The sequence below is a fragment of the Xylophilus rhododendri genome, from assembly GCF_009906855.1.
In the GTDB taxonomy this organism is placed as follows: Bacteria; Pseudomonadota; Gammaproteobacteria; order Burkholderiales; family Burkholderiaceae_C; genus Xylophilus; species Xylophilus rhododendri.
In genome coordinates this window covers 3,419,877-3,439,741 of sequence record NZ_CP047650.1, presented here as the reverse complement: position 1 = coordinate 3,439,741, position 19,865 = coordinate 3,419,877, and the positions used below count along the sequence as shown (strand labels likewise).

At 70.5% G+C, this 19,865-nt stretch carries 14 protein-coding genes; 10 read left to right on the top strand and 4 right to left on the bottom strand.

From position 1 onward, the window contains the following. Nucleotides 1–9: 9 nt before the first annotated feature. From GT347_RS15865 to GT347_RS15850, 4 genes are all read right to left on the bottom strand, one after another. Entirely contained in the window at nucleotides 10–201 is a 192-nt protein-coding gene (locus GT347_RS15865; protein WP_160555386.1) for a DUF1289 domain-containing protein, read from the bottom strand. Nucleotides 202–254: 53 nt separating this feature from the next. Beyond that, nucleotides 255–881, bottom strand: a complete 627-nt coding sequence (locus GT347_RS15860; protein WP_160553127.1) for a hypothetical protein — start codon at nucleotides 879–881, stop codon at nucleotides 255–257. A gap of 61 nt (nucleotides 882–942) precedes the next feature. Next, nucleotides 943–2,916, bottom strand: a complete 1,974-nt coding sequence (locus GT347_RS15855; protein WP_160553126.1) for a hypothetical protein — start codon at nucleotides 2,914–2,916, stop codon at nucleotides 943–945. 103 nt (nucleotides 2,917–3,019) lie between these two features. Then, entirely contained in the window at nucleotides 3,020–3,928 is a 909-nt protein-coding gene (locus tag GT347_RS15850) for a hydroxymethylglutaryl-CoA lyase (RefSeq protein WP_160553124.1), read from the bottom strand. 165 nt (nucleotides 3,929–4,093) lie between these two features. Between GT347_RS15850 and GT347_RS15845 the strand changes: the two genes are divergently transcribed. The 10 genes from GT347_RS15845 (at nucleotide 4,094) to GT347_RS15800 (ending at nucleotide 19,864) form a co-directional block, all read left to right on the top strand. After that, complete coding sequence (locus GT347_RS15845) at nucleotides 4,094–5,809, top strand: hypothetical protein (RefSeq protein ID WP_160553122.1); 1,716 nt, start codon at nucleotides 4,094–4,096, stop codon at nucleotides 5,807–5,809. A gap of 15 nt (nucleotides 5,810–5,824) precedes the next feature. After that, a complete protein-coding gene (locus tag GT347_RS15840) occupies nucleotides 5,825–7,615 on the top strand; it encodes a hypothetical protein (RefSeq protein ID WP_160553120.1) in 1,791 nt (596 codons plus the stop codon). A 5-nt stretch (nucleotides 7,616–7,620) separates the two neighbouring features. After that, nucleotides 7,621–9,366 carry a hypothetical protein gene (locus GT347_RS15835; RefSeq protein WP_160553118.1) on the top strand — a complete coding sequence of 582 codons (1,746 nt, stop codon included), beginning with the start codon at nucleotides 7,621–7,623 and terminating at the stop codon, nucleotides 9,364–9,366. Beyond that, a complete protein-coding gene (locus tag GT347_RS15830; protein ID WP_160553116.1) occupies nucleotides 9,357–11,105 on the top strand; it encodes a hypothetical protein in 1,749 nt (582 codons plus the stop codon). Before GT347_RS15835 ends, GT347_RS15830 begins: the two co-directional genes overlap by 10 nt. A gap of 53 nt (nucleotides 11,106–11,158) precedes the next feature. Next, nucleotides 11,159–11,956 carry a hypothetical protein gene (locus tag GT347_RS15825; RefSeq protein WP_160553114.1) on the top strand — a complete coding sequence of 266 codons (798 nt, stop codon included), beginning with the start codon at nucleotides 11,159–11,161 and terminating at the stop codon, nucleotides 11,954–11,956. Then, complete coding sequence (locus GT347_RS15820) at nucleotides 11,914–12,876, top strand: hypothetical protein (protein WP_160553112.1); 963 nt, start codon at nucleotides 11,914–11,916, stop codon at nucleotides 12,874–12,876. Before GT347_RS15825 ends, GT347_RS15820 begins: the two co-directional genes overlap by 43 nt. A 107-nt stretch (nucleotides 12,877–12,983) precedes the next feature. Then, the gene (locus GT347_RS15815; protein WP_160553110.1) at nucleotides 12,984–14,735 is read left to right on the top strand and encodes a hypothetical protein; all 1,752 of its coding nucleotides are present in this window, start codon (nucleotides 12,984–12,986) and stop codon (nucleotides 14,733–14,735) included. A 115-nt stretch (nucleotides 14,736–14,850) separates the two neighbouring features. Then, nucleotides 14,851–16,449: a hypothetical protein gene (locus GT347_RS15810; protein WP_160553109.1), complete on the top strand. Its 1,599-nt coding sequence runs from the start codon at nucleotides 14,851–14,853 to the stop codon at nucleotides 16,447–16,449. Further along, a complete protein-coding gene (locus GT347_RS15805) occupies nucleotides 16,446–18,131 on the top strand; it encodes a hypothetical protein (protein WP_160553107.1) in 1,686 nt (561 codons plus the stop codon). Before GT347_RS15810 ends, GT347_RS15805 begins: the two co-directional genes overlap by 4 nt. Before the next feature lie 26 nt (nucleotides 18,132–18,157). After that, nucleotides 18,158–19,864 (top strand): hypothetical protein, encoded by a 1,707-nt coding sequence (locus tag GT347_RS15800; RefSeq protein ID WP_160553106.1) that lies wholly within the window; start codon nucleotides 18,158–18,160, stop codon nucleotides 19,862–19,864. Nucleotide 19,865 lies beyond the last annotated feature (1 nt).

Sequence of the window (19,865 nt, the reverse complement as noted above, 5' to 3'; positions counted from 1 at the left end):
GCGGCCTTCCTATTCGGCCATGCCGGCGCGCGCCAGCAGGCGGGTCCAGATGGCGCGGCGCTCCTGGGCATCGCTGCGCGACCAGATGCGGATCTCGTCGAGCGAACGGAAGCAGCCCTGGCACAGGCTGCGGTCCTCGTTCATGCGGCACACCGAGATGCAGGGCGAGGGCACCGGCACCGTGCAGCGGTCGAAGGCCATGCGTGCCCGGTCGGCCAGCAGGGCGCGCGCCTCGGGCGAATGCGCCTCGGGGATCAGGCGGTGGGCGGTGGAGACCGGGGAGACGGGCTCGGCTGGCGGTGCGGCCAGGAGGGGATCGGCCATGGCGGGGTCTCGGTTTCGGTGGGCGGGGAAGCCGCGGCGGCGACCGTGTCCGCCATGCGGCGGGCCCGGTGCCAGGCGAGCAGGGCTGCCCCGCCGTTGACATGGCACGCCGTGGCGCTCAGCCGCTGTTCGTGGCGTGGACGGTCTGCGGCGGGCATTTTCTCATGCAGCAGCAACAGCGCCTCGAAGGACGCCGCCCGCTGCCGCTGCAGGCTGTTGCGTATCGAGCGGCGCAGCGCGCGGGACATGGCCCACTGCTCTGCTGCGTCCATACCGCTGAAAAGGGCATCCAGCCGCAGGCCTGAGGACAAGGCCTGCATGTCCGCGTCGCATCGCGCGCAGGTGCCCGCGATGGTGAGTATCCAAGCGCATGGCTCCAGGCGTTTGATCCGCGGCAGCAAGGCAGCGACGATTTCGAACTTGCCGGTGAAGCACCGGACAGACAGGAAGCTACGTTCCTCCCGCATGGTGGAAAAATCCAGCCGTCCTGCCCTGCCGCCCTTCCGAACAACAGGCTGGGCAAACGAAACGCGATGCGTGGATGGATCGCGCCGCATGCGAGGGGTCGCGGCGGAAAAGGCCCGGCTCAGCCCGCCCGCCTGGCCAGCAGGGCCCGGACTATCCTGGTCGGGCGGCGGCCAGCAGTTCGGGACCTTCGGGCACATGCAGTGCCGCGGCGGCCAGCCGGTGCACATGCCACCGGCGCTCCGCGTCCGGCATTTTTTCATGCAGCCGCAGCAGCATCAGAAAGGGCAGCTCCCGGTTGATCTGCAGGCTGGTGCGGATGGCGCGCAGCAGCTCGCGCGACATGGCCCGGCGCTGCGTGTCGTCCATCTGCTCGAACAGCTCGCCGATCCTGCCTCTGGCCAGCAGTTCATGCTCGCTGGTGTCGGGCTGCGAACAGGCGCCGGCGATCGCCGAGGCCCAGGCATCCGGCTCCCGGTGCCGGGTCAGCGACAGGTAGCCGCCGAGCATGCCGAGCCGGGAGCGGAAGAAACGCGTTCTCACCAGATGCTCTTCCCGAGACGTGAGCGGCACTTCGGCGCGCACCGCCTTTTCCAGCCTGGCGCTGGCGCCGTTCAGCACCAGCTCGTGCAGCTGGACGCGGATGAATTCACTGCCCCGCACCGCCGCGCCCAGGTGTTCGAGCAGCAGCAGGACGACGCATTCCCGCATGGCCCAGTGCACCGGGCCATTGTGCTGCCGCATCAGCTCCATCAGGGCATGCAGCACCCGCGATTGCAGCGCGGCGGGCAGTTGCAGCAGGGGTGACACGAGGGCCTGGCAATGCTGCGGCGTGGCCAGGCGGCGGGCCGCGGCCAGGATGCGCGCGGCGGCGGCATGGTCGCGGCCGGCGTGGGCCAGGCGGCGGTTGAGGCTGGTGAAGGCGGCCACGCCGCGTGCCCCCTTGTCGTCGGGCGCGACATCGGCGAGGCAAGGATCGACGTAGTCGAAGAGCCACTGCAGGACCTCGTTGGGCAGTTGCTCCAGCCGGGTGCGCGTGACGACCTGGACGCCGTCCTCCGGTTCGCTGTCCGGCGGCACCACGGGCGGCGTGGCGAGGATGTCCGGCGGAACACGGCTGGAGGCGGACGGTGGGGGAAGGACCATGCCCGCAGCCGTCAGCGCGGCCAGCTGCGCGAACCCGCCCGGCACATGGCGCGCCGTGGCCTCCATCAGCCCGGTGTGGCGCCCGCGGTCCGCCTGCGCCAGGTGGCCGTACAGCAGGAGCAGCGCCTCGAAGTGCGCCGGCCGATGGCGCACGCTGCTGCTGCGGATCGCAGCGGCCAGGGCACGCAGCATGGTCGCCTGCCGCGCAGGTTCCAGGCCGGCGAACCAGGCATCGATACGCCGGCGGTGGATGGTTGCCACCACGTCCGCCGCGGGCTGCGTGCAGACACCTGCCAGCGAGTGCATCAGCAGGTCCTGCCCCTTCTTCTGCTCCACATGGGCCAGGTGTTCGCTGAGCGTGCGGACCCTGGCGGAATGGAACCGGGTCTGCAGCATCTGCTCCTGCCGGGGCGAAAGCGGGGCGGTTTCATGCAGCCGGTCGAGGTAGGGACAGCAGATGTCCTTGCGGGCGAAGGCATGGATCTGCAGTTTCAGGAAGAGGTCTTGCCGCAGCAAGCCGGGGTGCTCTTCCACGATGCATCGGGCGGCCTCCCGTGCGAGTGCGCCGTGCGCCTGTCCGTCGGCGAACTGCACCGCTTCCACCAGGGTGTGCAGTACCCGCAGCCGCAGCGAGACGGGCAGCGCCAGGGCCTCTTTCACCACGTCGGCGCACTGCCGCGCCGTGCCGGGACAGCGCGCCCTCCTGGCCAGATCCTCGGCGACCGCATGGTGCCGCCCCACCTCGGCGAAACGCCGGTTGAGCCCGGTGAAGACGGCGATCCCGCGTGCCTCCTCACCACGCCGGCGCCCCGGGTAGCGGAAGCCCGGGTCGAGGTGGTCGAAGATCTCCACCAGCAGCTCGTTGGACAGGTGCTCCAGCCGCGTCGGCTCACCGCCGGACGGCGGTTTCGACGGATCGACGGCCCCGGCGGAAAGCGCACCCCATGAGGGCTGTGCGGGTGGCGTGCGGCTGATGTCCATGCGGGTCGGTTCCTCGAAGGCAGGCAAAACCGGCCATCATGGAAAGGGCGCGCGGGCCCGCCCCCCGCGCCGCGAAAACCGCCACGCCCGAGCGAAGCGCGGCTCAGCCCGCCCGTCTGGCCAGCAGGGCCCGCCCCACACGCGACTGCGTCTGCCGGCCGAGCACGCCGCTGATCCAGGCGCCGGTATCGGCCAGGGCCTCCAGGTCGATGCCGGTTTCTATGCCCATGCCGTGCAGCAGGTAGACCACGTCTTCCGTCGCCACATTGCCGGTGGCGCCCTTGGCATAGGGGCAGCCGCCCAGGCCTGCGACCGAGGTGTCGAACTGCCACACGCCCAGCTCCAGCGCCGCCAGGGTGTTGGACAGGGCCTGGCCGTAGGTGTCGTGGAAATGGCCGGACACCTCGCGCACCGCGTAGTGTTTGAAGGCCGCCTCCAGCGCGCGCTGCGTCTTGAGCGGCGTGCCGGTGCCGATGGTGTCGGCCACGCCGACATGCTGCACGCCGATGTCCTTCATCAGCCCGGCCACCCGGGCCACCCGGGACGGCGCCACCTCGCCCTCGTAGGGGCAGCCCAGCGCGCAGGAGATCGCGCCGCGCACATGGATGCCGGCGGCCTGGGCGGCCTCCACCACCGGACGGAAACGCTCGATGCTTTCCTCGATCGAGCAGTTGATGTTGCGCTGGCTGAAGGCCTCGCTGGCCGCGCCGAAGACCACGATCTCGTCGGGCCGGCTGGGCAGCGCCGCCTCGTAGCCCTTCATGTTGGGCGTGAGCACCGAATAGGCCACGCCGGGCTGGCGGTCTATGCCGGCCATGACCTCGGTGTTGTCGGCCATCTGCGGCACCCATTTGGGGCTGACGAAGCTGGTGACCTCCACCCGCTTCAGGCCGGCGGCCTGCAGGCGGTGGACCAGGGCGATCTTGTCGGCCGCGGCGATCGGCTGCTTCTCGTTCTGCAGGCCGTCGCGCGGGCCGACATCGACCAGGGCGACGCTTTCGGGATAGTCCATGGGGCATGTCTCCAATGGGATGGGCTGGAAGGCTTGTCCCGACATTCTTGCAGCAAGCCGCGGGCGGTGCCGCTTCGCCACGGGGGTGCCGGCTTCGCATGGCGCATGCGGGGAGCGCACGCGGCCCGGCATCGTCGCGCTCCCTTTCATGCCTTGCGACCCGTCATGCATCTCGTACCCGTCCAGCAGTCGAAGCCCCTGGTGGCGCAGAACCACGAGCCCGGCCGATTCGAGACGCTGCCCAACGAAATCAAGTACGAGGTCTTCCGGGCGATGCTGCAGTGGATCGTCCCCTTGCCGCAGTGCGGCGGCGCGGACCTCTTCGGCGATCTCAATCAAGCCCTGGCACAGACCTTCGCAGAACCGTCCGCGACCTGCCGGGTGATCGAATCCCTGTGGGCCGCCGGCACCGGCCCGGGTTTGCGGGCCGCGCTCGGCGCCATCGAACAGGCGCCCGCGCAATACCGCTGCGACTGCTGGCGGGCCGCCTGGGCTGTGCTGGCCGCGGCGGACCGCGACGAAAACGTCGACGAGCCGCAGGTGGACGCCGCCTTCCTCCACATCCTCGACCACCTGCCCGCCGATCCGGGCCAGCGCCTGCGGCAGCTTCAGCATGCGGCCCGTTTCATGGTGGATCGCATCTTCGACCCGCGGGGCACCACATCCGCCACCCGGCTGCTGCAGCACTGCGCCGCCCTGCCCCGCATCCCCGACAGCTTGTGGCGCGACCTGCTGCTGTTCTGGATGCACTTCTCGACCGCTGGCGACTTCCAGCCGGGCAGCAGCCTCGAAGGCCTGACGCCGGTGCAGCAGGAGGAACTCGCACTGATGGTCGAATGCAACCGCGACGTCACGGATGGACCCCTGGCCGGCCGTTTCCCCGGCTGGCTGCAAGGCGCCGAGCGGGTGCGCGATGCGGCCGCTCGCCTGAATCTGCTGCTGACGCTGCGCGCCCGCGTCAGGCGCGTCAGCCGCACGCAGGAGGAGTGCGAACGCAATGAGAAGGCCGCCGACGAGGCCCTGCTGCGCGTGCGCGAACCCCGGCTGCGGCCGCAGGTGCTGCGATGCATCGAAGCGCACGCCGACCATCCGCTGCGCGAAACCCTGGCGCAGGAACTGGCGGCCTTCGACCCCAGCGAGGCGATACAGGTGCTGCTCCAGCAGGCCCGGGCCCTGAGCCTCGACACGCAGGGCCGCGCCTTGCTGACCCGCTGCCTGGACGAGCTGATGCAGCGATCCAGGCTTGCGCCGGACCGGCATGCCGACTTCCTGCGGAACATGGCGATGGCCAGCCGGAACGCCAGTGGCGCCAGGATGAACGAGGACATCGCCAGGCGGGTGATGCAGGAGTGCGCGACGCTGGAGCCGGCATCGCGCCTCACCGTCCTGGCAGCGCTGCAGATCACCTACTGGTTCGACATGGACATGCGCCAGCGCTGGCAAGCCGACTGGCGGACCGCGCTGGACGAGACCATCGCGGCCCTGCCGCAGGCCGACACGTCGGCCGCCGTCCTGCGGCTGGCGCAGGGTCTGCTGCCCGCGCTGCGCCGGCCGGACAGCCGGGACGCGGCGCTGCAGGCAATGCTGCACGGGCTGCCGGCAATGGAGCCGCATCTGCAGGCTCGGCTGCTGCAGAAAATCGTCGGCTGCTGCATCCAGCAAGATCCGATGCTGCTGGAACAGCATGCCCTGCAGCTGATCCAGGCCTGCGCCCGCCTGCCCTTCCATCTGCGCCCCGCGCGGCTGGATCTGCTGCCCTGCCAGCCGGAAGCCCCGAGCTGCCGGCAGCTGGCCGACCTGGTGCGCCAGACCAGGCAAGAGCACCTGAACTGGGCCATCCAGAGCCGCACCAGGCAGGCGACAGGCGCCGGCGCACGCTGAGCGGAGAGCGTCCGCATGCATGTCACCGCCACCACCACCACCACCACCACCACCGTCGCCAGCCAGACCGCATCGACGTCCGCCAGCGCCCCGCCGTTGCGCTACGAAGAACTGCCGGAGGAGATGCTGCTGGAGGTCGCCCACTGGAGCCTGCGCTGGATGCTCGACCATCCGCAGGCCGACGGCGTCACGCCCCTGGCCGACTGCAACCAGCGGCTGGGCCGTGCCCTCGCCGAGCCGGCCGCGGCCGCCGCGGCGATCTCGGCCTTGTGGGCGTCGAAGAGCGTCGCGCAGGCCCGGATGGCGATCGATGCGCTCGAACATGTATCGCCGCACCACACCGCCGAATGCTGGGAAGCCGCCTGGCGTGCCCTGAAGACCCGCGCACTGCGCCCGCCTCCCCGGCCCGATGTCGAGATCCTCTTTTTCCACATGCTCGACCGTCTGCCTGAGGATCCGCAGCAGCGGCTGCGGCAGATGCGGCGCGCCGTCGCCTTCTCCTACAAACAAAGCCGTTTCACCAGCGAATGGCGCCTGGCGCCGATCGCAAAACTGCTGCGCCACTGCGCGCAACTGCCGGTGCTGCCCGACAGCATGTGGCGCTGCCTGTTGAAGATGCTGGCCGACAAGTTGTGTGCAGAGAATCTGGAAACGGGCAGACAGCTCGCCTGGACCGCCGGGCTGTCGCCGCAGCGGCAACAGCAGCTGACGCTGTTGCTGGACTGCCTGGACGGCCTGCCCGGACCGATGACGCCGCAGCGCATGCGGGCCCTGCTCGGCCCCGTCGAGCAGATCGCGGACCCTGCCATCCGTCTCACTCTGCTCTGGTGCCTGCAAAGGCGCGCCGTGGCCTGCGCCGAGCCCTCCGAGGCACTGAACGCCGCCGAAGCCGAACTGCACCGGGCCCTGCTGCGCATCCGCGATGCAGCGCTGCGGCCCAAGGTGCTGGAGAACCTGCCCTTCCTGCAATACTTGGTGCCGCAGAACACCCTGCTGGCCGAACTGGCCGCACTCACGCCGCTGGCGGCGCTGGAGGTGATCGCCAGCCAGACCCATGCCTTCGGCCGGGACAGCGACGGCATCGCCCTGCTCGGCCGCTGCCTGGACGAAACGATGCAGCGATCCCGGGAGCTGCCGGACGGCCATCCCGCCTTTCTGTGCGCCATGGGCAAGGACCTCCGGCACCTGCGCGACCAGGCGCTGCATGCACGCATCGCCGGCCTGGTCCTGGAGGACAGCAGGGCCCTGGGCGCGGCGCAGCGCCTGGACGTGCTGGCGGCGCTGGACCGCCTCGAATGGAGGGACATCGATCTCCAGGACCGCTGGCAGGCCGAATGGACGGCCGCGGTGGCCGCCGCGCACCATGCGCTGCGGCAGGCCACGACGGGTGCCGCCGCCTGGCCCCTGCTGCTGGCCCTGGTACCGGCTCTGACGAAGCCGGACCAGCACGATGCCGCGCTGCAGGCGCAGCTGGAGGCCCTGCCCTTGCTGCATCCGCACGATGCCGCACGGCACCTGCACACGATCTGCATCGAATGCATGCTCAGCCCGGTCAACAAAGCGGGCATGCAGGAAGACCAGCTGATCCAGCTGATCGAGGCCGGCCGCTGCCTGCCTTCCTACCTGCGCCGCGACTCGATCCCCTTGCTGAATTTCATGCTCCTCCCAGGGGACGAGGCCGCCGTCAGCCAGGCACGGATGAAGGCGCTGGCGGAGGAGACCGAACAGGAGCACAGGGCCTGGGTCGCCCTGCACGCACCCGGCCTGGCGCTTACGGCCCGGGCCACCGACGACACCGGGGACTAAGCCTCATGCACATCACCAGCGCCTCGCAGGGGTCCGGTTCGATCCACCCGCCGCAGCCGCTCAGCTTCGAGGCACTGCCGAACGAGCTGAAGCAGACCATTGCCGACGACATCCTGAACCGCCTGCTGTGGCAGCCGGAGGCTGGCGGACCGGAGGTCTTCGTGGGCAACGCCGCCCTGGCCGCGCAGCTCGCCAGGCAGGTGGCCGCCAGCGCGGCGATCAAGGCCCTGTGGGTGGCGGCGGACGTCCCGTCCTTCCGGCGGGCGGTCGATGCCATCGACAGCGCACCGCAGGAATACAAGTCTCAGTGCTGGCAGGCCGCATGGCATGCCCTGATGGCCTTCGCCTCGGCCAATGCGAAGGCGCCGGTGGTCGAGGCCATGCTCGCGCACATGCTCGAACACCTGCCCGAGAACCCGGCCCTGCGCCTGCGCCAGCTTCGACGGGCCACGGCATTCCTGCAGAGGAAGGCGGGCGTCGGCTGGAGCCTGAGCTCCGCCACCACCATCCTGCGCCGCTGCGCCGAGTACCCCGACCTGTCGCCCGGCCTCTGGCATCGACTGCTGGAACTGCAGCTGCTGCACATGTCCTACCACCCGTCCGCCTACAGGCACTGGCGCATCGCCATGACCGCCGGGCTGGCGGCAGCGCAATTCAGCCAGCTGACGCTGCTCGGCGATTGCGTGAGAAGAGACCCCGTCGAGCCGACGCCGCGGGCCCTGCGTGGCCTGCTGGCGCGCATCGAGCGCATTGCCGATCCGGCCATCCGTCTCACCCTGTTCGGGGTTCTGGAAAGTCGCGCAATGTGGCAGCGTCGCCTGCGCCCGGAGTTCGCCGATGTGCAACGCGAAGTGCACCAGGCCATGCTGAAGCTCACCGATCCTGCGTTGCGTCCCAGGGTGCTGGAAATCGTGCCTTTCCAGGAGGGGCACGCGGAGCGCGACACGCTGCTGCAGGAGCTGGCCGCGATGCCGCCCCTGGCGGCGATGGCGGTGCTCGACCGTCAATTCCTGAACTTCGCGCCCGATGCCGAAGGCATGGACCTGCTGCGGCAATGCGTGGATGCACTGCTGGAGCGCTCCCGGAACGCGGCAGAGACGCATCCCGCGCTCCTGCACAAACTGGCAATCGCCAGCCGCCAGCTCGGCGACGAGGCGCTGCGCCTGCACATCGCCGCCCGGGTGCTGCAGGAGAGCGCAGCGCTCGGGGCGGCGGACCGCCTCACCGTGCTGACGATCCGCCACACCGCCTCCTGGCCCGGCGATGCCTTGCGGCCAGACTGGGAGTCGGCGCAGAGGGCCGCGCTGGCCGCCACCAGCGACCTGCTGCGGCAGGCCAAGGCGGCCTGCGCCGCCCGGCCCCTGATGCTCGCGATGACAAATGCGCTGGGCCTGCAGGACAGCCGTGACGCGGTGCTGCAGGCACAAAGGGCCGCGCTTTCCCTGTTCGAACCCGAGCGTCAGGCCGAGCTGCTGGACGACATCGCCTTCCAATGCGTCGTCGATCCCCTCGCCATGGAAGAAGAGCACACGCTGCAGCTGATCGAGGACTGCGGCCGCCTGCCTTTTTACCTGCGGCCCCGCCTGCTGGACACGCTGGGCTACCTGTGCAGTGACCCGGAGAGCCCGGGCGCCACGCAACTGGCGGCCCTGCAGCAGCGGACCAGGCAGGAGCGGCAGGCCTGGATCGACCTGCCGCCGCCGGGCGGCATCGCCCGCCCGTCGAGCCATGGGGAACCCCCATGCAGGTAGACGACACCCGTCCGCAGCCAGCGCGCACGGTCCAGCTGCCAGGCAACCCCCCGCTCGTTGCGCAAGGACAGGACGAGGCCGACTTCGAACCCACCCGCTTCGAGGAACTGCCGCCCGAGCTGGCCCTGATGCTGAGCGACATCTGGCTGAAACTCCACCCGGCCGAGAACCCGATCGGGCCGATCGCCAGCGGCAACGCCCACCTGCACGACGTCTACCGGCAGCCGCTGCGCGCCAGCGATCTGATCCGCGCGCTGTATTGCGCGCAGGACGACACGCAGCTGCGCGCCGCCATCGACGCGCTGGCGGACGCGCCGGTGCAGTACCAGGAAGACTGCTGGGCGCATGTCTGGAAGATCCTGCCCCGCTGGGTCACGCCCTGCAGCACCTGGCAGCTGCAGGCGCTGCTGGACCATCTGCTGAGCCGTTTTCCCACCGCGCCGGCGCTGCGGCTGCAGCAGATGCAGAGAGCCGTCCGCTTCGTCGACGCCTGCCACTCGGACGCCTGGAGCCGGGAGTTCCATGACCGCCTGCTGCGCGCCTGCCTGGAGCTGCCGGAAATTCCCCGAGCCCTGTGGCGCCTGCTGCTGCAGCTGCGCCACACCAGCGTGGCCGATCCGGAAGCCGGCCCCGAACGCATCGAGGACATCGACGGCGCCGAACGGCTGCCGGCCGCGCGGCGCGCAGAACTGGCGCTGCTGCTGCGCTGCATGGACCAGCGCTATCGCCAACGCACGCTGGCGGAGATGCTCGACGAGATCGCGGAGGTGGAAACCGTCGCCGACCCGGCCGTGCGGCTGGACCTGCTGCAGTGGCTGCGCATCCGCCGCGCGACCGCCCGCACCGAGGATGCCGATACGGTCGCGGCGGCACGCTGCCGCGCCCTGCTGAACATCGAAGGGGCAGCGCAGCGCGAGGAAGTGCTGCGCATGCTGCCCCTGAAAGAGGGCGAACTGTCGGTCGACACACTGCGCAAGGAACTGCCCGGGCTGCCGCCGGTGGCGGCGATGCGGGTACTCGGCGCCCACTTCTATCGGCTGCTCGAAGCCGCGGGCGGCCGCCGGCTGCTGGCCGACTGCCTGGTTCCGCTGCTGCTGCGTTCCCGCGAAACGCCGTCCGGGCACCTCGCCTTCCTGCATCTGCTGGCCTTGCGTGTGCACCTGGTGTGCGCGGTCGGCCTGGCCCCGCAGCTGCCGGATCTCCTGCTGGAGGAGTGCGCACGGCTCGAACCCTGCCTGCGGCTGGCGCTGCTGGACAAGCTCTCCACCGCGAACTGGCGCAGCAGCGAAACCCGGCAGGTCTGGGCGCGGGAGTGGCGGGCCTGCCTGAGGCAGTCGATCGAAACGCTTCAGCATGCCCGGACGGCGGCGCAAGCGTGGCCGGCCCTGCGGTGCCTGCTGGTCACGCTGCGCCGTCCGGAACTGCGGGACACGGTGCTGCAGACCGTGCTCTCCAAGCTGCCGCTGCTGGCGGCCGGGGACCTGGCGCTGGCGCTGAAGGAAGTCGTCCTGCACTGCCTGTTCAGCCCTTTCCTGACCAGCCGCGAGCAGGTGACGCAGCTGATCGCCGCCTGCGCCGAGTTGCCTTTTCATCTGCGGCCCGGCCTGCTGATGCAGATCAGGAAGCTGATCGCGCCCCACCACGAGGGCGAAGACGAAGGTCTGCTGGCGCTCGAACGTCAGACGGCCGAGGCCGTCGAGCGCTGGCGGGCCTTGCCGGCGGATCGAACGGACATCTGAAAAGCCGCAGGCGTCCGGTCCTCGCGCTTGCCCATCAACCATCCCCATCCACCATGCATTTCCCGCCGACAGCCCCAGGCCCCATCACCAAGCCCAGGACACTCCCGCCGCCGCGCTACGAGCAGCAGGCACCCGAGATGAAGTCGGCGATCGCACGCTGCAACCTCCAATGGCAGCTGTTCGAGCCCGAGTCCGGCGGCATCGCCTGCTTCGCCCAGTGCAACAGCACCCTGGCCCGCGAGCTGGCCCTGGAAGTCGCGGCCAGCGCGGTGATCCATGCGCTGGGGACGGCTAACGACGCGGCACAGTTCCAGGCCGCGCTGGATACGGTGGCATCGGCGCCGGCCTGCTACCTGCCCGAATGCTGGAAGGCGGCATGGAACGCGCTGGAGGCCCTGTCCGCACCTGCGAAGGCGGCCGAGCTCCAGGCCATGTTCACAGCTGTGCTCGACCGCCTGCCCGCCCACCCGGGGCTGCGCCTGCAGCAGCTGCGGCGTGCCGCCCGCTTCGGCAGCCAGTGCAGCCGCGGCACCAGCGCCTGGAGCGTCGAATCCACCGCACGGCTCCTGCAGCTGTGGGCGGAGCAGGCTGACATGCCGCCGCGGGTGTGGCGCCAGCTGCTGCAGATGCAGCAACGCACCCAGTACCGACAGGTGGCCACGGACTTCGAGCGCATCCTGCGGACCCCCGGCCTGACTGCCGAGCAGCAGGACCAGCTCCAGCTGCAGATGCATTGCATGTGCCGGCGCCTGCCCCCGAGGAGTTGCCGGCGCTGCTCGCCCAGGTGGAGCGTGTCGCCGACCCGGGCGTGCGCCTGGACCTGCTGGGACTGCTGTACATGGTCGTGCTGATGGGCAATCCCCACTCCGAGGAACGCGAATCCGCCGAAACGCAGGTGCATCAGGCCCGGCTGCGGATCACCGATCCGGCGCTGCGCAAGGAGGTTCTGCTGGAGATCCCGTTCGAGGAGGAAATCGCACCGCGTGTGGACTTGCTGCGCGAGCTGCTCGCCTTCCCGCCCGTGGAGGCGATCCGTTTGCTGGAACCCCAGGTGATGACGCTGGGCGTGGACACCCATGGCCTGCTGTTGACCGGCCAGTCCATGGAGCTGCTGCTCGCGCGCTCCCGCCAGGTGCCGGACGGACACCCCGCCTTCCTGCACACGCTGGGCCGGGCCAGCAAGAGCATTCCCGATGTCGTGCTGCGCACACGCATCGGCGGCCTGGTGCTGCAAGACAGCCTGCGGCTCGAAGTGGGCCATCGCCTGAATATCCTGGCGGCGCTGGACGGCCCGGAAGCCGGCTTCCGGGAGCGTTGGCGCGCCGAGTGGGCCGCCGCCCTGGCCGGCACCCTGCAGGCGCTGGGGCAGGCCACCGGCTCCGCGTCCGCCTGGCATCTGATCCACGCCCTGGTGCCGGCATCGAAAAAGCGGCAGAGCTGCGACGCGGTGCTGCAGGCGCAGCTGGCGGCGCTGCCGCTGCTCGACCCGCACGACCAGGTGCGGGCGCTGCACACGATCTGCCACGAATACCTCGTGGACCGGTTCGACAAGGAGGACGGCCACCTGCTGCAGTTCATCGAGGCCGCCCGCCAACTGCCCTGCTACCTGCGGCCGCGGCCGGGGAAGTTGCTGCATCTGCTGAGCAAGGAAGCGGCGGCCGCGGTCAAGGCGCGGCTGGGGGCGCTGGACGAAGAAACGCAAGCGCAGCGGCAGGCCGGACTCCACGACCGCGGAGCCACTGCCGCCCCGGCCCCGAAACCCGTCGGCTAGCAGCGCTTTCGCCGCAGCGGCAGCGGCTTCGCCCGAGGCCCGCAGCTGCATGACGGCAGCCGGCATCTTGGAGGGCCGAACGCTTCGACCACCAGATTCCACCGACCATGACGCTTCCCTCAGCGACCCAGCCGCCGGCCCTGCCGCCGGGTGCCTCCTTCGCCAGCACCGTTGCGGCGGCCGGCCAGCAGATCCCGCCCTGGTTCGAGCGGCTGCCGCCCGAGATCAAACTCGGCACCCTGGAGCCCTTTCTGCTGGAGCGGCCGCAGGCCAGTCCGGTCCACGCCTTCAGCGGCTGCAACCGGGAAATGGCCCGGCAGCTGGCGCCGCTGCGCCGGGCCGACGCGACGGTCAAGGCCTTGTGGACGGCGCCGGACTTCCCCGAGTTCCGGCAGGCCGTCGAAACCCTCGGCGAGATCCCCTTGCGCTACCAGTCCGACTGCTGGCATGCCGCCTGGTCCGCCCTGGCGCGGCTGTCCCGCATGCAGAACAGGCCGGAGGTGGAAGCCGCCTTCTTCCACCTGTTCGACCGCCTGCCGGCCGACCCGGCCGTGCTTGTGCAGCAGCTGCACCGGGCCGTCTCCTGGGCGCTGCACCAGGGCCCCGGCATCTGGAGCAGCGCGGGCGCCGACGCCATCCTGCGCCGCTGCGCCGCCCTCATGCCCGACATGCCGGACGAGCTGTGGCGCCGCCTGCTGCGGCTGCAGCGCGCCACGCGGTTCACGCGGGAGGCGCCGGACTACCACGAACTCCTCGCCACCCCCGGCCTGTCGCCCGCGCAGCGCGGGCAGCTCGAACTCCTGCGCGGCTGCACCAAAGTCGGCCTGGAAGCGATGACCGAGGCGCAGATGCTGGCCCTGATCGGCCGCATCGAGGATGTCGAAGACCAGGCCGTCCGCGTGGAGCTGTTCAGGCATCTGCTGCCGCTGCTGCTGGCGGCCAACCCGCCGTACCGGGATGTCGCCAAGGCGGCGATCGATCGGGCCTTGCTGCGCATCACCGACCCGGCGCAACGCCGGCAGGTGCTGACCCGGCTGCGCTTTCGGCCCGGCGAGGCGGAGCCCGCGACCCTGCCGGCGGAGCTGGCGGCCATGACACCGCTGCAGGCCCTGCGTGTGCTGGCCTGGCAGGTCGAAACCCTTCTGTCCCAGACCGAGGGCAGCCAGCTGCTGGACGTCTGCATCGACCGGCTGCTGGAACGTTCCTGCCAGGACCCGCAGGAGCACCCGCTCTTCCTGGGCCGCCTGGCGAAGCTCTGCGTGCAGTTCACCGACCGCGTGCAGCGCCAGCGCATCGAAACGCTGGTGCTGCACCAGTGCGCGCAGCTGCCGCCCTGGCAACGGCTGCCGATCCTGGAAAAGCTCGAAAAAGAGGTCTGGTCCTGCGCCGAAGTCGAGCAGGCCTGGAGCGCCGCATGGGAGGCCGCCGTGGCGCCCGCCACCCAGGCGCTGCGCCAGGCCACCACGGCCCAGGCCGCCTGGCCGCTGCTGCTCGGCCTGCTGCCGGCCCTGCCGAAGCGGGAGGGCCGCGACGCCGTCCTGCGGGCCCAGCTGGACGCGCTGCCGCTGCTCGATCCGCGAGACCAGGCGCAGATGCTGGAGCGCATGCTGCGCTGCTGCCTGCGCTACGGCTGCCAGCTGGAGGAGGGGCACACATCCCTGCTGATCGAGGCCTGCGTCCGGCTGCCCTTCTACCTGCGGCCGCCAGCGCTGGACAAGCTCCAGAACCTTTGCCGCCGCACGCTGCCGGGCGAAGCGTCCGGCCCGATCCAGGCGCAGCTGGCAGCACTGCTGGAGCAGACCGCGCGGGAGCAGCAGGCCTGGATGGCCTCGGCCGCAGCAGGCGCCACACAGGCCTGAAATCATGACCCTGCCCGCCACCACTTAGACGGCATCAGTCATCGGGCGCCCGGCGCCACCGCCCCTGTACGAACGCCAGGCCAGGGAGGTCCTTCTGCTCTTCACCGAGACTGAAATGAAGCTCAACCGGATGACCCCGGCCGGCCATTCGATCAAGGCCTTCTGCAGGTGCAACCAGGTCCTGCGCCAGACGTTCGCCAAGCCGCTTGCCGCCCATCGGGCGATCAAGGCGCTGTGGGTGGCAGGCGGTACCGAGGATTTCAGCAAGGCGATCGAAGCCCTGAAGGAGGTCCCGCAGCAATACGAACCCGAATGCTGGGATGCCGCCTGGATCAACCTGGAGCGCCTGGGCAGACGAAAGCCGACACGGGATTTCGAGCGGCTCTTCATCCACATGCTGGAGCAGTTGCCCGACACATCCGGTCTGCGCCTGCAGCAGCTGCAGCGCGCGGCCGCCTGCCTGCTGAAACACAGCCGGGACCACCGCCGCTACGGCAAGACGCAATGGCCCGCCAACCAGCTCATGTGCCTGTGCGCCGCGGAGCCCGATCTGCCCGACCGCCTGTGGCGAAAGGTGCTGCACCTGCAGGGCAAGAACCTGGCTCACGGCGGCCTGTTCCGTCCGTCCGCCGCCCTTGTCGCCAGGCTGCCGCAGAACCGGCAGCAGGAATTCGCCATCCTGCAGCGCTGCCGGGAATTTTTTCTGGAGACGGTCAGCCTGCAGGATGCACTCGAACTGCTCCAGCGCATCGAAGGTGTCGCCGATCCGGCCATCCGCTTCGACCTGCTGCAGGTGGCGACCATGTGCATGATGCGGCGCGAACCCGACGTCTGGAGCGTCGTCAGCAAGAAACAGCGCGAGATGCTGCTGACCCTGGCCTCCACCCACCTGCGGCAGCAGGTGCTGCTGAGCATGTGGGTGGACCAGAACCCCGCGCTTCGCCGGACGCTCCTGGAGCAGCTGAAACCACTGCAGCCGCTGGCCGCGGCCCATGTGCTGGACTGGCAGCACTTCGCCTTCCAGAATCAGCCGGAGGCCATCGCGCAGCTGGAGCAGCGCCTCCTGGAGCTGCTGGTTCTGTCCCGCGAGCAGCATGCGGACGATCATCCGAAGTTCCTGCTCGCGCTGGCGAACTGCGCGGGCCTCATCGAGGACCAGACCTCACGGCAGCGCCTGCGCACCCTGGTCGAGGGCGAGATCGAACAGGTCGGCCTGCGCTGGCGCCTGCCCATCCTGGCCGCTCTGGAAACCGGCACCTCCTGCGTGATCGGCGTTCCGCCGAGCTGGACGGAGCGCTGGAACCGCGCGCTGGCAGACACCTTCGCCGCGCTGCGGCAGGCTGGCTCGGCCGAGGCCGCCTGGCCGCTGGTGCAGGCGTTGCTCCCGGCGTTGGGCAAGTCCGGCCAGCGCGACGCCGCGCTGGATGGCCTGCTGGCCGCCCTGCCCCTGCTGGCCCTGGACGACCAGGCGCGTGTGCTGTGCCAGATCATCGAGCGGCTCGAACGCGAGCCCTTCTGCTGGCTCACGCCGGAGCACCGCTGCCGCCTGATCGAGGTGTGCGGCGGACTGCCCTTCTATCTGCGCTCCGCGCCCCTGGAAGCGCTGGCCCACGACAGCGACCTGCCGCCGCAGCCCGGCGACGCGCTGCTGGCGGAGCTGCAGCGGGAAACCGACGAAGCCATGCAGGCATGGGCAGCGGACGAGTCGCCATGATCCCGCCGCCAGGCGCAGCTTCGCAGTTGCCGGCATCCGGCGCCGGTCTGCCGGTACCGCCGCCTCCGGATTTCGAAGGGCTGGTGCCCGAGTTGCCGGGCATGGTCGCCCGGGAGATCCAGCACGGCAACCCGGACACACCGCCGCTGGACACCGTGCCGGTCATCGCCGGGCTCAACAGCCGGCTGGACGCCATCTTCAGCGGCCCGGCCGCGGCCAGCAAGGTGATCGGCCGGCTCTGGCTGGCATCGGATGGCGATGCCTTCAAGGCCGCGGTGGATACGATCGCCGAGGTTCCCGAGGCCTGCATCGGCCCTTGCTGGGATGCGGTCTGGACAGCGCTCCAGCGGCTCGATCCGGCGGAGACCGAGCGCAGCGTGGAGCATCTGCTGGAACACCTGCCAAGTCATCCGCAGCTGCGTGCCCTGCAGTGGGAGCGTGCGATCGTGTATCTCACCGCCCATGGCTGCAGCATGCGCAACGCCGTGGCCGACAGGCTGCTGCAGATTCGCGCCGCCATGGGCGCGATCCCGGACGACACCTGGCACAAGCTGCTGCGGCTGTACGGCCGCATGCGTCTCCATCGTCTTGACCCCGACCCTCCGGCGCTGGTGCTGCCTTCGCTGACGCCTGGCCAGCAGGCCGATCTGCCGCTGCTTGCGGCCATGCGCCGGACCTCCACCCTCGGCCGGCGGCAGCACTTCCTGGAGCTGCTCGAACGCGCACGCCGGCTCGCCGATCCACGCATTCGCCTGCTCATGCTGCAGCTGCTCCTGCAGCGTCGGTGCCACCTCAATCGTGGCGAGCAGGACCTGACCACGACCCAACTCCCTGAGGCCTTCCTGGAATTCGGGAACACCCCGTTCGCGCGGCAGGCATTGAAGGTGATGCCCTCGCCAGAGGGCGATCCGCAGCGCCGCCTGCAGTTGCAACAGCAGCTGCTGCAGCAACTGCAGGCCTTCAGTCCGCTGGCGGCAATGGACATCCTGGCGCACCATGCCTGGTCCTTCCACCAGGGCGGCGAGGACTTGCGCTTGCTGGAAAAGACCTGGCTGGGGCTGCTCGACCGCTCGCTGCAATACCCGCACGAGCATCTGCATTTGCTTCGCCGGCTGGTGAACAATCGCTTTTTCCTGACCGCCGCGATCTGTCAGCGCTTCCTCGCGGAGTGCGCCGCCGTACCGCTGCAGCAGCGCCTGGCGCTGCTGGCGCCGCTGGACTGGCAGGCCGAGCGGCGCCCGGACTTCCAGCCTGCCTGGAAGGCGCTGTGGGACAGCACCCGGCAGGACATCGCCGCAGCGCTGGACCGGTCCACACGGGCGCCGGACATCCGCATCTGGCTGAAAGCCCTGCTGCCCGCGCTACGCCGGCATCCGGCGTCGCTGCTGCGGCGGCTGCCGGCGGCCCTGGCTGTGTTCGAGCCACCCGAGCAGGCGCAGATCCTGGCCTCCTTCTGCCAGGGACTGCGCCCCGCGCGAGTCCTGAAAAAAGTGCCCGAGACCGGCCTGTTGCTGCTCATCGAGCTGTGCGCCCGACTGCCCTTCTACCTGCGGCGGGAGGCGCTGAAGGGCCTCGGGGCCCTGCCGCGCAGCACGGCCCCGGTGGCCGCCCGCCTGGCTCAGCTGAGAAGGCGGACCGAGGCCGAGATCCAGGCCTGGGCCGCCGACAGCGCCGCTGCGTAGCGCTATGGCCTGCGGCCCGCACGACCATGGACAACATCACCCTGCGCAACACGACCGCCACCACGGCCGGCCAGCCGCCCGACATGACGCAACCCCCGCCCGCCACCCGCTACGAGCAGATGCCGGACGAGCTGATGCTGCTGGTCGTCGAATGCAGCCTGCGCGGGGCCGTGCAGAACCCGGCGCAGAGCGGCCTGCCGGCCTTCGACTGCAACCAGCGCCAGCACCGGCTGCTGACCCGTCCGATGGCGGCCTACGAGGTGATCAAGGCCCTGTGGGTGGCGCCGAACCTGCCGCGTTTCTGCCAGGCGGCCGACGCGCTGGCGGCGGTGCCGCCGCCCTACCTGGACCTGTGCTGGCAGGCCGCCTGGCCGGCCCTGGCCGCCATGACCCGGCGGCTGAAGGCGCGCCAGGCCGAGGCCCCGCTCACCCACCTGCTCGACCGCCTGCCCGACGCGGCCGAGATGCGCCTGCTGCAGCTGCGGCGCGCCGCCACCTTCCTGCTCGACCACGGCCATGGCGCCTGGCGCTCCGATTGCGCCGACCGCATCCTGCGCCTGACGGCGCAAGGACCGGGCATACCCGCCCCGCTGTGGCGCCAGCTGCTGCAGCTGCAGCACCGGGCACCGCATGACGCCAGCCGCCGCGCGCTGGCTGACACACCCGGCCTCAGCGCGCAGCAGCGCGGGCAGTGGCTCGTCCTGCAGGATTGCCTGGACAGCCGGCACCACACCCCCACGCTGCAGCACACCCAGGCCCTGCTGGCCCGCATCGAAGCCGCCGGCAGCCGCGCGATCCGCTTCGACCTGCTCTGCCTGCTGCGCCAGCGCCTGGGCGTGTTCGAGCCGGCAGAGCTGAAGCAGGCCAACGCGGCACTGTCGCGCGCCCTGCTGCGCCTGGCCGACTCGCCACTGCGCCCGCAGGTGCTGCAGAAGGTATGCCTGCGCGACGATCCCGCCATCGGCCAAGCATTGCCGGTGCAGCTGGCCGCGCTGGCGCCGCGCGTCGGGCTGCAGGTGCTGATCCGGCACATCAAGGCCTTCCACGACAGCCCCGCCCACCTGGCGCTGCTGGCCGGCTGCATCGGTTCGCTGCTGGCGCGCTCCCGCCAGGCGGCGCAGGACCATGCGGCCTTTCTGTGCACGCTGGCCGGACTGGCCGAGGGCGTCGTCGATCCGGAACTGTGGCAGCGGCTCGACCGCCTGCTGCTGGACGAATGCGCGGCGCTCACCCCGGCGAAGCGCCTGCGTGTGCTGGCGGCACTGCAGGTCGGCATCGAGGGCGAGCCGCTCCTGCGCGCCGAATGGCAGACCGCTTGGGACACCGCGCTGCAGGACACCGTTGCCCTGCTGTCGCAAGCCGGCGATGGCACCCAGGCCGGCCCGCTGATCCAGGCCCTGCTGCCAGCCCTGCGACGGCACGAAAGCCGCGACACGGTGCTGGGCAGCCAGCTCGCGGCGCTGCGCCTGCTCGATGCGCACGCGCAGGCGCCCCTGCTGCGGCAGATCGTGTCGATGCTGCTGAACGGTTGCTATGTGGTCGACGACCGCCACAAGGCCTGGCTGGTGCAGGCCTGTTCGCAACTGCCCTTCTACCTGCGCGCCACGTTATTGGAGCGGCTGGAATCGCTGCGCAGCTGGCCGCCGCACCAAAGCCTGGAAGCGCTCGCCGGCTTGCAGGGGCGGACGGCCCGGCAGCGCCGCGAATGGGCTCACGGCCAGCCGCCCGGCTGAA

Excerpts from the sequence above, each read along its gene's own strand:
- GT347_RS15865 (WP_160555386.1), bottom strand. The coding sequence starts at position 201 with ATGGCCTTCGACCGCTGCACGGTGCCGGTGCCCTCGCCCTGCATCTCG.
- GT347_RS15860 (WP_160553127.1), bottom strand. The coding sequence starts at position 881 with ATGCGGCGCGATCCATCCACGCATCGCGTTTCGTTTGCCCAGCCTGTT.
- GT347_RS15855 (WP_160553126.1), bottom strand. The coding sequence starts at position 2,916 with ATGGACATCAGCCGCACGCCACCCGCACAGCCCTCATGGGGTGCGCTT.
- GT347_RS15850 (WP_160553124.1), bottom strand. The coding sequence starts at position 3,928 with ATGGACTATCCCGAAAGCGTCGCCCTGGTCGATGTCGGCCCGCGCGAC.
- GT347_RS15845 (WP_160553122.1), top strand. The coding sequence starts at position 4,094 with ATGCATCTCGTACCCGTCCAGCAGTCGAAGCCCCTGGTGGCGCAGAAC.
- GT347_RS15840 (WP_160553120.1), top strand. The coding sequence starts at position 5,825 with ATGCATGTCACCGCCACCACCACCACCACCACCACCACCGTCGCCAGC.
- GT347_RS15835 (WP_160553118.1), top strand. The coding sequence starts at position 7,621 with ATGCACATCACCAGCGCCTCGCAGGGGTCCGGTTCGATCCACCCGCCG.
- GT347_RS15830 (WP_160553116.1), top strand. The coding sequence starts at position 9,357 with ATGCAGGTAGACGACACCCGTCCGCAGCCAGCGCGCACGGTCCAGCTG.
- GT347_RS15825 (WP_160553114.1), top strand. The coding sequence starts at position 11,159 with ATGCATTTCCCGCCGACAGCCCCAGGCCCCATCACCAAGCCCAGGACA.
- GT347_RS15815 (WP_160553110.1), top strand. The coding sequence starts at position 12,984 with ATGACGCTTCCCTCAGCGACCCAGCCGCCGGCCCTGCCGCCGGGTGCC.
- GT347_RS15810 (WP_160553109.1), top strand. The coding sequence starts at position 14,851 with ATGAAGCTCAACCGGATGACCCCGGCCGGCCATTCGATCAAGGCCTTC.
- GT347_RS15805 (WP_160553107.1), top strand. The coding sequence starts at position 16,446 with ATGATCCCGCCGCCAGGCGCAGCTTCGCAGTTGCCGGCATCCGGCGCC.
- GT347_RS15800 (WP_160553106.1), top strand. The coding sequence starts at position 18,158 with ATGGACAACATCACCCTGCGCAACACGACCGCCACCACGGCCGGCCAG.